This is a genomic window from Paenibacillus sp. RC84 (assembly GCF_041260495.1).
Taxonomy (GTDB): domain Bacteria; phylum Bacillota; class Bacilli; order Paenibacillales; family NBRC-103111; genus Paenibacillus_F.
The window spans coordinates 341,430-354,503 of record NZ_JBGBYL010000006.1 but is presented as its reverse complement, the minus strand read 5'-3'; the positions used below and the strand labels follow the sequence as shown (position 1 = coordinate 354,503).

Genomic DNA, 13,074 nt, shown 5'->3' with positions numbered 1-13,074 from the left:
GATGTCAAAGAATCCGATTCCGGCAGTGTTTCAGCCTTGAAATTCATGCCTTTTCCGCAATTGACAAGGTTTGGGACATCCTGTAGTATTATCACGGAAAACCGCATATTTGTGGAAACAGGTATTTTAGAGCCACTCTAAAATTTAAAAGGGAAGAACGGTGAAATGCCGTCGCGGTCCCGCCACTGTAAGGGGAAACACTCTCATTCACATCCGGCACGAAGCCACTGGAACTAAGACGTTCCGGGAAGGAGCCGGTATGGACGCCCCGAGCCAGGAGACCTGCCTGTTTTGACAGCACTGATACGACCTACGAGGAATAGGGAGGTGTTTGAGATCGCAAACTTTTTTTTGTTGCGTGCATAAGACATCGTGTTCCCGTGCGAAGGGAAGGATGTCTTTTTTTGTGTGCGGAGAAGAGATCCGGAGCCGGGAATTACCGCATCGGAATCATCGGAAAGAGCTTGCGGAACTGGCAGCCGGGCGGCCGGTTTAACGAATCAGCGTCCGAAAGCACAGCAGGGGCATGGCCCCGTTCTGCCGCACTGGCCGCCGCTTAAGGCGGACCCACATTTATGAAGGAGGATTTCCGATGAACATCCGTAAAACCCTGGCGTCTTTTCTGCTTATAACCGGAATCGTCTGCTTCTTTCTGGTAAACGAGCCGGAGTCGGCTTACGCCATGCATATCATGGAGGGCTTTTTGCCGCCCTTCTGGGCCTTATTCTGGTGGGTGGTCTTCCTGCCTTTCTTCATCCTGGGCGTCCGCGCTCTGATCCGAATTACAAAAGAAACGCCGGAGCTCAAGCTTATGCTGGGTCTGGCCGGAGCCTTTACGTTTGTCCTGTCCGCCCTGAAAATTCCTTCGGTTACGGGAAGCAGCTCCCACCCGACGGGTACCGGACTCGGAGCCATCCTGTTCGGACCGCTTCCCATGAGCGTCCTCGGCTCCGTTGTCCTTCTCTTTCAGGCTCTTCTCCTCGCCCACGGCGGGCTTACGACACTAGGCGCCAACGCATTCTCGATGGCCGTTGCGGGACCGTTTGTCGGCTATGCCGTGTACAAACTCATGATCAAATCGACGGGCAGGCAGAAGCTCTCCGTCTTTACGGGCGCCGCGCTCGCCGATCTGACCACCTATCTGGTCACCTCCGTGCAGCTGGCGGTGGCATTTCCCGCAGCCGACGGGGGCATGCTCGCGTCTTTTGCCAAATTTGCGGGCATTTTCGCCGTCACCCAAATTCCGCTCGCGATCAGCGAAGGGCTGCTCACCGTGCTGGTTCTGGGCTGGCTGCAAGCCTACACGCCGCATGAAATTTCCGCTCTGCAGCGCAATTTGAAGGGAGCTGACCGTTCGTGAAAACGTGGAAGAAGAATGTCTGGATTCTGGTCGTGGTCGTCCTGCTTGCCGTGCTGCCGCTCATTTTCGTTAAAGGAGAGTTCGGAGGAGCGGACGGAGCCGCGGAGGAAGCGATTCAGGAAATCGCTCCGACTTACGAGCCTTGGTTCGCGTCGCTGATGGAACCTCCGGCTGAAACCGAAAGCATGCTTTTCGCGCTGCAAGCCGCGCTCGGAGCCGGGTTTATCGGGTATGTGATCGGCCTGTATAAGGGGAAGGCGTCCAAACCGAAGCCCAAAGCATGATGCTCAAGCGGATTGACACGATTTCCTATGCCAATGCTTTCCGGGGAATCTCCCCGGTCTGGAAATGCGGATTTGCCGGCTGTCTCTTTATCCTGTCCTATGCCGGCGCTCCGCCCGTTCAAGCGGCCGTTTTCGGATGGATGACGCTTTGGACTCTGCTTTACGCACGTGTCCCGGGCAAGCTTTACTGGCTCGTATACGGCGGCTCGCTGCTGTTCTTCGCGGCCAGCCTACCTGCTCTCCTGCTGGAATTCGGAAGAAACACGGGGACAGGGATTCCCCTTTCTTCGGGATGGATCATCGGAACGGCCGGTCCGTGGACCGTTTACGTCACGGAAGAATCTTTATCCCGCACAGCGGGGCTGTTTATGCGGGTCTCCGCCTGCCTCGCTTGTCTGCAATTTGTATTGTTCACGACGCCCTTGCTGGAAATTCTTCAGGTGATGAAAAAAATCCGCATTCCTCAGATCGTGATTGAGCTGACCCTAATTATGTACCGCTTTATTTTTTTGCTCGCCGATACGGCTCACGCCATGCGGACCGCCCAGCGCTGCCGGGGCGGACAGAACGGATTCGCAGGCGGGCTGCGCGATACCGCTCTGCTGATCGTTCATCTGTTCGGCCGGACGATGCAGCGTTACCGCGGTCTGGCCTACGGGCTAACCTCCCGCGGCTTCACGGAACGGATCGAACTTGCCCCCTATGAAGCGGCCCCCGTTCCGCCTCGCTACAAAGCCGAAGGCGTGACCGGGATCTTTATGCTGACGGCAGCACAGATTTGGCTGAAATGGAGGGGATTCGCATGAACCCGATCATAGAACTGGCGGACGTCGTCTACAGCTATCCCGGTACCGAAAAAAAGGCCCTGGCCGGACTCAGCCTCACGATTCCGTCCGGCCGGAACATCGCGCTTTGCGGGCATAACGGCTCCGGCAAATCGACCTTTTTCCTGCATGCCGTCGGCATCCACCGGCCGCAATCGGGGACCGTGCACTGGAAGAGCGCCCCTGTGTCCTACAAGCGCCAGGATCTGCAGGAGCTGCGCAGGCAGGTAGGACTCGTGTTCCAGGATCCCGAGCAGCAGCTCATTCTCGGTACGCCGTACGAGGACGTCTCCTACGGCTTACGAAACGCCGGCGTTTCCGAGCCCGAAATCCGCGCCCAGACCGAAGCCGTACTGGAGAGAATGGGCCTGGAGCAGCTCACCCATACCCCTATCCATCACCTGAGCCTCGGGCAGAAAAAGCGCGTCACCCTGGCCGGCGTTCTCGTGCTGGAGCCGAGCCTGCTGCTGCTCGACGAGCCGACGGCGTACCTCGACCGCGCGTCGGAACGGCTTCTGCTGGATGAGCTGGCGGACATCCGGCAGAGCGGCGTCACCGTGGTCATGGCGACCCACGACATGGACCTGGCCTACACGTGGGCGGACGAAGTCCTGGTCATGGACCAGGGTGCCTGTCTGCTGCAGGGGACGCCCGAGCGGGTTTTCGCGGAGACGGACACCATCGAGCGCATCGGTCTGGAACTGCCCATGCTCCTCCGGCTGTGGCGCTCCCTTCCCCGTGCGCTGCGGGAAGGCATCGACCCTCCGAGGAGCGCCGACGCCTTCGGGGAGCTGCTCGCGGCCCGGCTTCAAGCGGCGGCCGCGAAGAGCTAGGCGCTTGAAGCCCACACAAAAAAGCAGGTCAGGACTTTCTCCTGGACCTGCTTTTTTGTGTTAAGCGAAGAACTCGGACGGACAGAGCCCGCTCGCGGGGCCAAGCCCGGCAAACCCGGGCCCGTCTGTTGTTCCCGCTTTTTAAGCTTGCTTGATATCGAAAGAGCTTTTCAGCGATACGGTCAGATTGAAGACCAGATGATCTTTCGTGGACGCTTTAGGGTCCACATTGAAGTACCCGTGGCGGAAGAATTGGAACTTGTCGTTACCCTCGGCATCCTTCATGTTCTCCTCCACAAATCCGCTCAGGACCTCCAGAGAATTCGGATTAATCCGGTCGAGGAACGTGCTTCCTTCTTCCTTCTCCTCCCGTTCGGGAAGGACTAGAGGCTCATAGAGCCGGAACTCCGCCGGCACGGCGCGGCTCGCTTCCACCCAGTGGATCGTTCCCTTCACTTTGCGGCCGGTAAACCCGCTTCCGCTCTTCGTTGCGGGATCGTAAGTGCAGCGGAGCTCGATCACGTTGCCCGCCTCATCCTTAACCGCTTCTTCGCATTTGATGAAGTAGGCGTGCTTCAGACGCACTTCGTTGCCGGGAAATAAGCGGAAATATTTGCTCGGCGGATTTTCCATGAAATCGTCCTGCTCGATATAAATCTCCCGTGAAAACGGAATTTGGCGGATGCCCATCTCCGGGTTCTCCGAGTTGATTTCCGCATCCAGCATCTCCACCTGGCCTTCGGGATAATTCGTAATGACCACCTTGAGCGGTTTCAGAATACCCATCGTGCGCGGAGCCTTCAATTTCAAATCTTCCCGGATAAAATGATCCAGGTATTTCACATCGACCGTGCTGTCGCTCTTCGTCACGCCGATTTCACGGCAGAAATTGCGGATAGATTCCGGCGTAAAGCCCCGGCGGCGCAAGCCCGACACCGTCGGCATGCGTGGATCGTCCCAGCCGTCCACAACCCCTTCGTCCACCATCTGTTTCAGGTAGCGTTTGCCCATGATCGTATCCGTCAGCTTCAGCTTGGCGAATTCGTATTGATGCGGCACATGTTCCGTTTCGCATTCCTGAATGACCCAGTCGTACAGCGGACGCTGGTCCTCGAACTCCAGGGTACAAATGGAGTGGGTAACCGCTTCGTAGGCATCCTCCAGCGGATGCGCGAAAGCATACATCGGATAGATGCACCAGGCATCTCCCGTGCGGTGATGGTGCGCGTGCGAAATGCGGTAAATAACCGGATCGCGCAGGTTGATATTCGGCGAAGCCATGTTGATTTTCGCCCGGAGGACCATTTCCCCGTCCTTAAACTCGCCTTTGCGCATGCGCTCGAACAAATCCAGGCTTTCTTCCGCCGGACGGTCCCGGTACGGGCTCTCCTTGCCCGGCTCCGTAAGCGTTCCGCGGCCTTCGCGGATTTGATCCGCATTAAGCTGACACACGTACGCTTTTCCTTTGCGGATCAGAAGCTGCGCTTTTTCATACATAAAGTCGAAATAATCGGAAGCGAAAAAGAGGCCGTCCCATTCGAAGCCCAGCCACTGCACGTCTTCCTTGATCGCTCTGACGAACTCCTCGTCTTCCTTGGCCGGATTCGTATCGTCGAAACGCAGGTTCGTCTTACCGTTGAATTCGTCCGCAAGCTCGAAATTCAGGCAGATCGACTTGGCGTGGCCGATATGCAGATACCCGTTCGGTTCGGGCGGAAAACGCGTGACGACCGTATCCACACGGCCTTCGTTAAGATCTTCGATCACGATGTTTTTAATGAAATTGGTGTTGGTTGTATTTGTTGTGACGCTTTTGTTCTCCATCCGGATCAACCTTTCTTTCTTATCGGAAATCGCTGCCGCAGTCCAATTCGGTATTTGTATTCCATCATACCCATAACAAACGGAGAGTTCAACCTGCAAAAGACGATCGGCGCCCCGAAAAGCCCCCAACCTTTTCCTGCCTTTCGCGTCTTCCTCACTCTTTATTCCCTCTTATGACCGTTCCCGCGCAAATTTCCCGTTTTTCCTTTGCCACCAGTATAGCCTGACGGCACCTTAAATATCGCTTCCCCTTAAAATGCCGCCGGTGCCGCCCCGGCTTCCCGCCGTGTCCAAGAACCAAAAAACCGCCACGGGCCGAAGCCCGAGACGGTTCTAAAAGGAAGTTACAGGGTGTTATTAACAGCACATTCAACGTTCAGTATGTGAAAAATCAGTACTCGCGCGCGCTCAGCTTGTAAATCACGCTTGCGGATTCCGCCCTCGTGGCGCCGTTCAACGGCTTGAAGGTGCCGTCTTCGTAGCCGTCGATCAGACCGAGCCCGGCGGCCTTCCGCATATACGGCACCGCCCAGCTCCCCGCCGTGCCTTCGTCGGCGAAAGAAGCCGTCTTCGGCACGGGAAGCTCGTCCGGCGCTATGCCGCTGCCGTAAGCGAAGGCGCGAACCAGCATGGCGGCCATCTGCTCACGCGTGATAGGCTCGTCCGGCATGAAGCGGTCGTCCGTGACGCCGGAGACGAGCCCCGCGCTGTAGGAGCGGGCCACGACATCGGCGTACCAAGCGCCCTTCGCGACGTCACGGAACTGCTGCTTGCCGTCCGCAGCCGCCGGAAGCTGCAGCAGGCGGGCCAGCATCGCCGCGAACTGGGCCCGTGTCACGCCCGCCTGAGGAACGAAGCCGCTGGCGTCCATGCCGTCCACGATCTGCCGGGCGGCGAGAACTTCCACGGGTCGTTTCGCCCAGTGGGTGCTCATATCGGCGAACGTGCGGTCGACCGCGAAGACAGCCGCGTACGAGGAGCCGTCGACGGCAAACGTCATGCTGCCCTCGTTTTGGGCGCCCTTCACATACTTCCACTCAGAATCGTCATCCGAGTAAACGAAGGCACCCATTTTCTCGGGGTCGACTCCCAAATCGGACGCCGCAGCGTGAGTGAGAGTCACGGTCGCGGGCTTTTGGAGATTGCCGATCATCCGGCTTCCGGCCATTATTTTAATCTCCAGGATGGAAGACATAGGCGACGCGCCTTCAGGATAAGCCGACGTCAGGCTCTCGGTGGCATGCGTCCGGCGGAGAGAAATAACCGCTTCCTCGCTACCGTCCACTTGAAGAGAGCCCGGATCCAGCCTTAAGGTCCCTTCACTCGTCGTAATGAGCAGCCCTTTGGGCTGGCCGCCGCCGAAGAAGGATGCCGGAAGATGAACTTTCGCTCCGGCGGTGTTGTTTTTTCCGGAAGAAACGGCCTGTACCCCGATCAGAGACACACCCGGATTTTTAAGCAGCGGCTGCAAATTCTCGTCGGTAACCTTCACATCCAGCATGGCATAGCCTTTTTCCTGGATTACGGTTGAGTCCGCCTTAACGGGGGTAACGGTTTCTTCCGAGGGCTGTCCGGTGCCGTCCCCGCCTCCGGTATTCCCGCCGCTTGCCGCGATTTCATAGCGGTAGGTCTGGATTTCGCTGACGGCTCCGCCTGCGGCCGAGATAACTCTCAGCGTTTGTGTCCGGGAGATCTCGATAGGGCCGCCGGTATACACGGCAGACTGTACGGTAGGCGCCGCTCCGGTTAAGGTGTAGTATATTTTGGCGCCAGGGTCGGATGCGTTCAGCGTGACTTTCTGTGTACCCGTATAGCTTCCGCTCCGGAGGCTGGCTTGGGGAGCTTGAGGCTTCTTCTGGAACGTAAGCTCGCCGCTCACCCAAAGCGGACTTTTCTCATCGTTGTAGGCAACCAATAAATATTTGCCGGCTTTATCCGGCTTGTATGTAAGAGAAGCTTTTCCTTGACTGGCTTGAAACGTTAACGTTTTAACGAACTGGGGCTCCGTGCCGTTCGGCGTGTAAGCGAACAAATCCGCCTTACCGGCACCGCTGGCGCCCGCTGCGAGAGAACCGTCTTTGTCAAGAAGCCGGATGTCAGCCTGAAGCTCGCCCGTTCCGGTCAAATTCGTGCTGCCGTTAGCCGCCTGGATATTTACACGCGGTGTTTCCATGGCTTTCTTGACATCGATCAGCCCGGACCCGTATTCATCGTCAAAGCCGGAAGGACCCAGGTCCTTGGCGGTTTCAGAAATGATACGGCCTACTCGCTCCACCCTTTCGGAAGTAGAAAGATCATCCAGACCGGCATCCCCCGCGAGAATGAGAGCGGCAAGGCCGGACACCATCGGGGCCGCCATCGAAGTTCCGTTGCGTCCGGTGTATCCGTTGCCTTTGTTCGTGCTGTATATGTCCACGCCCGGTGCGACTACGCTCAGGCTGCTGCCGGAATTGGAGAAATCCGCCACGATAAATTCCGTTTGGGGATACCAGTCGACGGCGCCTACCGCAAGGACTCCCGGCAGCTTGGCCGGAAAGGCCACATCCTTCACGAACCGGTGGGCCAACGGATCTTCGCTGCCTTTTACCTGGTCCAGTTCTCCCGTATCGTTGCCCGTCCAGTGGTTGCTTTCGTTGCCTGCGGCGGAAACGACGATCACGCCTCTTTGCAGGGCGTATTGGACCGCCTCCTCCATGACCCGGGAAGAGCTTGCCGACGTCAAGCTGAGATTTACCACATCCGCTCCGTGATCTACGGCCCAATAGATGCCCTCGGTTATCACGTCCGTTCTTCCGTAGCCTTCGCTGTCGAGTACCTTAACGGGCATAATTTTGGCTCCGCTGGCCACTCCGGCTATACCGACTCCGTTGTCTTTCCGTGCCGCCGCAATGCCCGCCACATTCGTACCGTGGCCGTTATCATCCCGGGTGTCCGGCGTGTTGCTGACGAAATTGTACCCGTCCACGAGGCTCCCTTTCAGATCGTCATGGGAAGAATCCACGCCCGTATCGACAACGGCGATCACAACGCCGGACAGTTTGGCGTCCGCCGTACCCGTATCCGCGAGATCCGACTGGATCGCCCGGTACCACCACTGCTGCTCCACATAAGGGTCGTTCGGCAAGGAAGCCGCTTTAGCGGGCGAATCCGTCGCGCTTGCGGCACCGGTCGTTGACCGCGCCGCCGCTCCCTGCCCGGTGCGACCATTCCGTACGGCAGCCTTCGTCTCGGCGGCCCATACGGGATAAACGGGTTCGACGAAATCCACGTCGGGGTCGTTCTCCAGTTCCTCAAGCACGTCCGAAACCGGCTCGGACTTGGGAAATTCCATCGTGACCAGACCCTTCGATCCTACACGCTGTTTGTATTTCGAACTCGGCGGATCGGGAAGGTCCGCTTTCTTCTCGGGACCCATCAGTCCCTGCATACTCATCGTATCCGCTTTTTCTTTGTATTTGACGATAACCTGTCCGGGCAGCGCGTCTTTCAAAGCCTGCGGTCTTTCATATCGGGGAGTCGAACCGTTTTTCTTCAAAGAAAGCGAAGGCTCCGCTCCGAACGCCGGGACAGACAGACTCAAGGCCAATAGCGCGGCCAGCACCAGCAGACTTATTTTTCGCATACAAAAAAACCTCCAAACCTCACATCGCGATCCTTATTAGGCATTCGCTTCCGGTTCCCGAATTCCTGCCGCACACCCACTTTTGTAAATAAACGGAATATTAAAAAAAGAATCCTCCCTGAATCTTGCTGAAAACCATGCAATCTCTCTACAGAGACGTCCATATGGGGATATTCTCCGGAAGTTACGTCCTGTCTTGCATAAAAAGTTCTTCCGCTCTTCCTCAGCCTTTGGTAAACGGCCGGCATGTGCCGGCTATCGCCATACAGCGCCGCACCGCGCGGACAGCTCGCGAAGTGCGGATAACACGGTATGCCGCGTGTCTCAGCCGTCTCATCCGGACCTGGGGCCGACAATCCGCAACAAAGTTTCTGAAAGCTGCGGGATAACGGTTAAAAGAAGCGGCCGTCGGGCTTCGGCGCCTTCCCTTCCGCGCCTCCCTCATCTCCATAAATATGCCGGAATGCCGCCGGGATGCTTTCGATTACGTCGCTGGCCAGAACATCCGCAAGGGAGTGGCGTTCCTCCGTCAGCAGACTTGCAGCCAGGCCATGGATGTACACGGCATTGCTGACCGCCTGCAGAACGTCCTCGTGCTGCAAAAGAAACGCCGCCGCGATGCCTGTCAGCACGTCGCCGGAGCCGCCCTTGGCCAATGCGGCGCTGCCCGTCGTGTTGACGTGCTGCGTGCCGTCCGGGGCCGCGACGATCGTATGCGGCCCCTTCAGGACGACATAGGCGCCGGTCTCGGCCGCAAAGCGGGCGGACACGCCGAACCTGTCGTCCTCTACCGCCGCGGCGGTGCTGCCCGTAAGCCGGGCCATCTCGCCCGGATGCGGCGTCAGCACCGTCGGCTTGCGGCGCTTCCGCAGCAGCGGCAGAAGTTCTGCGGCGTGGAACAAGGCGTCCGCGTCCAGCAGGACGGGCGCATCTTGGCGCAGCACCTGTTCCACGACAGCCCGGCCGCCCGGCGTGCGGCCCAAGCCGGGCCCTGCGGCGATCGCGCCGAAGGAGGCGCCTTCCAGAGGCAGCTCGCCCCGGAAGTGACCGTCCTCCGACGGTGAAGGCAGGTACATCGCCTCCGGGTAATGGCCCGCCGCAATCGCGTGGATGCAGTCCGGCACCGCCGCCGTCACGAGCCCGGCTCCGCTTCGGAGCGCCGCACGGGACGCGAGGACGACGGCTCCGGGCATCCGCAGGGACCCGCCGGCCACCAGCAGCCTGCCGTGCGTCCCCTTGTGCGAGGATGCTTCCCGGCGCGGCAGCGTCCTCCGCACATCCGGCAGCGTCCACAGGGAGCGGCGGGGCAAGCCCGCGGCTGCGGCAGGCGGGATGCCGATATCGGCGACGAGCAGCTCGCCGCAGTAAGAAGCGGCCGGGTGCGTGAACGTACCGAGCTTCGGGTACTGGATCGTCACGGTGACATCCGCCCGGACGGCCGCTTCTACGGGGCCCCCGTCCGCGGGAACTCCGCTCGGAAGATCGATCGCGTAAACGGCCGCACGCTGCCCGTTGATCTTCCCGATCAGGTTCCGGTACGGCTCGCGGAGAGGGCCCTTCACTCCGATGCCGAGAAGCGCATCGACAATCGCGTCCGCCCGCTCAAGCCGGCGTTCCAGCTCAGCCTCCGAACCTATGTAATCGGCGGCGGCATAGCCCGATTTTTCATAGACGGACAACGCGGCCGCGGCGGCGCCCCCGATTTTGTCCCGGGGCGGAATCAGCCACAGCGATACCCGTCGGCCGTGCGCTTTCAGGACTCGAGCGAGCACGATTCCGTCCCCACCGTTGCTTCCCGCACCGGAAAGCACGACAACCTCCGCTTCCGGCGGAATCCGCTCCAGCAGAAGGGATGCGGCCGCCCTCCCCGCGCTTTCCATCAACGTGTCGGCGCTTATTCCGATGAGGTTCACGGTATGACGGTCGATTTCGTACATGTCTTCGCCTGATACGATTCGCATCGTTTGGACCTCCTTAAACGGTGGGTTCTGTTCGGAAGGAAAAACCGGTCTTACTCTCTGATTCTATTTAACCCTCTACTAACCAGTATAAGAGGCTGAACCGCAGAATTAAACTTTTGGACCAGAGCAGCGGACTGCCCGGCAAAAAGAAGGGTTTACCTTCCCGTTACGGAAAGGTTTAAGCTAGAAGCGGAGATAGACGAAATTCCGGCGCGCTGCCGGCTGAATTACGGGAGGAAGACCGCTATGCACATTAAAGAAGCAGCCAAACGGCTGGGAATATCGGCCCGGGCTATCCGCTTTTACGAAGAAAAAGGGCTGATCGCACCGGGTAAGGAACTCTCCAGCGGGTACCGCTCTTTTACCGAACAAGAAATCTGGAGGCTGCGGACGATCGTCGCCCTGCGTGAATCCGGCATGTCCGTCAGCGGTATTCAGGCCGCTCTGGAGCAAGTGGAACGGGGCGAGCACGATGAACTGCTCCATTATCTGGAGCTGCAGCGTTCTGTCCTCTACGCCCGTCTGCTGGAGACCAGGCAAACGCTTCAAACGACCGACCATATGATCGGGCTTTTGCAGGGGAGCCGCGGGCTTCCCTTGGAGGACTTTTACCGGCTTGCGCAGGATTCCAGAGAGGTCCGTGAGCTCCGCAACTGGGAGGACCGCTGGAACTTCGACGAGCTGGCTTCTTCTCATGACGAGCGGGTATGGAGCGGGGATTCGGCTTATCCCGGTTACCGCGAAGCGCTTGAGCGGACCGTGGAGGAAATTAATCCGGCACCCGGGGAAACGGGACTTGATCTGGGCACCGGGACCGGCAATCTCGCCGGTTTGTTTATGGAGCGCGGAGCGGTTATGAACGGAGTCGACCAGTCCAAGGAGATGCTCCGTATCTGCAGGTCCAAATTCCCGGGCATGACGGCCAAAATCGGCAACTTCCTGGCCATTCCCTATACGGACGGACAGTTCGATTTCGTGGTGACCAGCTTTGCGTTTCACCATTTATCCGGCAGGCAGCAAAAATTGGCGCTGAACGAAATGGCACGGGTGCTGAAACCGCAGGGCCGCATCGCGATTGCGGGTTTTATAAACCGGAATGCCGATGGAGGAGCCCCGGTTGACAAGCATCGTTCGGAATCACCGGCCGGCGTGTTGGATTTTTGGGACTGGTTTGGTCCGAACGGGTTTGAAAGCAAGTGCCTCAAGCTTTCGCCCGAGCTTTATCTGGCTGCCGCCCGGCGTGGGCTTCCGTAAAACAGGGGCTTCGCCGGAAACGCTGTGCGATCCAGCATCTTCCCGACCTGTACCGGGCGGGATACCGGTATCTTGCATCAGCATACCTGTCAGAGCAATTAGCGGCATTCGGTTTGCCGAAGCGGAGAAGGTTTTGCCTAGAGAGCTTTGCTTGGAGAGCTTTGCCTGAAATAAATTGCTAGAGAATGAAGCGGACAAGGCATGGACCGGTTTTGCGGAACGGCGGAGAATGCATTGCGTGGACTACGGAACGGACAGGGCTGTTCGCGTGAGAACGCCCGTTGAGTTTTTCGCTCGATCAGGAAACGAAAATCCGCTTGACCTTGCCGCTGCGTGAACGCTTAGGGTATGGAGGGAGAACCGATTCCACATTTTAATTCCGCAAAATGGAGGTAAGATCCGCATGCCCGACCATACCGATATTTACCGCAATCAGACTCATCTGTACGACCGGATGATCTCCAGACAACCCGGTCTGGCGGAAAGGATTGACCGCATCCGCCCGCATGAAGGGCTGGATATCGTGGACCTTGGAGCGGGGACGGGCCGCCTGACGGCCGTTTTGGCGCCGAAGGCCGCATCGGTCACCGCCCTGGACGCCTCGTCCGGCATGCTGGAGGTCACCGCCTCCAAGCTCCGGCAGGCGGGGCTGACGAACTGGCGCTGCACAGCCGCCGACCACCGCAGCCTCCCTCTGGCGGATGACTCCGCCGATCTTCTCGTCTGCGGCTGGAGCCTCTGCTACCTCGCCGGCTCGGACGTCCCGGGCTGGGAAGCCAATGTGGCGCAAGCTCTTGCCGAGATGAGACGGGTTCTGCGCCCCGGCGGAACTCTCATCCTGCTGGAAACGATGGGCACCGGCACGGAGGTTCCGGACCCTCCCGCGTTCCTGAAGTCTTACTACGCGCTGCTGACGCAAAAATATGGCTTTGCCCACGAGACGTTCCGCCTGGATTACACCTTCGCGTCGCTGAAGGAAGCCGAGGAAATGGCACGCTTCTTCTTCGGAAAAGATCTGGCTGCGAAAACAACGCGGAACAACTGGGTCACCCTGCCGGAGTGCGCCGGGGTCTGGTGGCTGCATATGCCGGCGGGAGCATAACGGGAACGTG

9 protein-coding genes and 1 riboswitch are annotated in these 13,074 nt (G+C 58.8%); of the genes, 6 read left to right on the top strand and 3 right to left on the bottom strand.

Features of this window, described 5'->3' with window-relative positions; translation table 11 throughout:
• The first annotated feature begins 102 nt into the window (after positions 1-102).
• Positions 103-304, top strand: a riboswitch (cobalamin riboswitch).
• 288 nt (positions 305-592) lie between these two features.
• Genes ABH899_RS16240 through ABH899_RS16225 form a run of 4 tightly spaced genes read left to right on the top strand, consistent with a single transcriptional unit; the run spans position 593 to position 3,301 of the window.
• Positions 593-1,360 (top strand): energy-coupling factor ABC transporter permease, encoded by a 768-nt coding sequence (locus ABH899_RS16240; protein ID WP_009675832.1) that lies wholly within the window; start codon positions 593-595, stop codon positions 1,358-1,360.
• Positions 1,357-1,644: an energy-coupling factor ABC transporter substrate-binding protein gene (locus ABH899_RS16235; protein WP_009675911.1), complete on the top strand. Its 288-nt coding sequence runs from the start codon at positions 1,357-1,359 to the stop codon at positions 1,642-1,644. Before ABH899_RS16240 ends, ABH899_RS16235 begins: the two co-directional genes overlap by 4 nt.
• A complete protein-coding gene (cbiQ, locus tag ABH899_RS16230; RefSeq protein WP_369998102.1) occupies positions 1,641-2,450 on the top strand; it encodes a cobalt ECF transporter T component CbiQ in 810 nt (269 codons plus the stop codon). Before ABH899_RS16235 ends, cbiQ begins: the two co-directional genes overlap by 4 nt.
• Complete coding sequence (locus ABH899_RS16225) at positions 2,447-3,301, top strand: energy-coupling factor ABC transporter ATP-binding protein (RefSeq protein ID WP_369998100.1); 855 nt, start codon at positions 2,447-2,449, stop codon at positions 3,299-3,301. The genes cbiQ and ABH899_RS16225 overlap by 4 nt, the downstream gene beginning before the upstream one ends.
• 141 nt (positions 3,302-3,442) lie before the next feature.
• Here ABH899_RS16225 and ABH899_RS16220 read toward each other — a convergent pair whose 3' ends face one another.
• From ABH899_RS16220 to ABH899_RS16210, 3 genes are all read right to left on the bottom strand, one after another.
• A complete protein-coding gene (locus ABH899_RS16220; protein ID WP_369998098.1) occupies positions 3,443-5,125 on the bottom strand; it encodes a glutamine--tRNA ligase/YqeY domain fusion protein in 1,683 nt (560 codons plus the stop codon).
• A gap of 391 nt (positions 5,126-5,516) precedes the next feature.
• Positions 5,517-8,747 (bottom strand): S8 family serine peptidase, encoded by a 3,231-nt coding sequence (locus tag ABH899_RS16215; protein ID WP_369998096.1) that lies wholly within the window; start codon positions 8,745-8,747, stop codon positions 5,517-5,519.
• A gap of 392 nt (positions 8,748-9,139) precedes the next feature.
• Positions 9,140-10,708: an NAD(P)H-hydrate dehydratase gene (locus ABH899_RS16210; RefSeq protein WP_369998094.1), complete on the bottom strand. Its 1,569-nt coding sequence runs from the start codon at positions 10,706-10,708 to the stop codon at positions 9,140-9,142.
• Between the two features lie 246 nt (positions 10,709-10,954).
• Between ABH899_RS16210 and ABH899_RS16205 the strand changes: the two genes are divergently transcribed.
• Both ABH899_RS16205 and ABH899_RS16200 read left to right on the top strand, forming a co-directional pair.
• Positions 10,955-11,962 carry a methyltransferase domain-containing protein gene (locus ABH899_RS16205; protein ID WP_369998092.1) on the top strand — a complete coding sequence of 336 codons (1,008 nt, stop codon included), beginning with the start codon at positions 10,955-10,957 and terminating at the stop codon, positions 11,960-11,962.
• Between the two features lie 403 nt (positions 11,963-12,365).
• Positions 12,366-13,064, top strand: coding sequence for a class I SAM-dependent methyltransferase (locus ABH899_RS16200; RefSeq protein ID WP_369998091.1), 699 nt, complete (start codon positions 12,366-12,368; stop codon positions 13,062-13,064).
• Positions 13,065-13,074 lie beyond the last annotated feature (10 nt).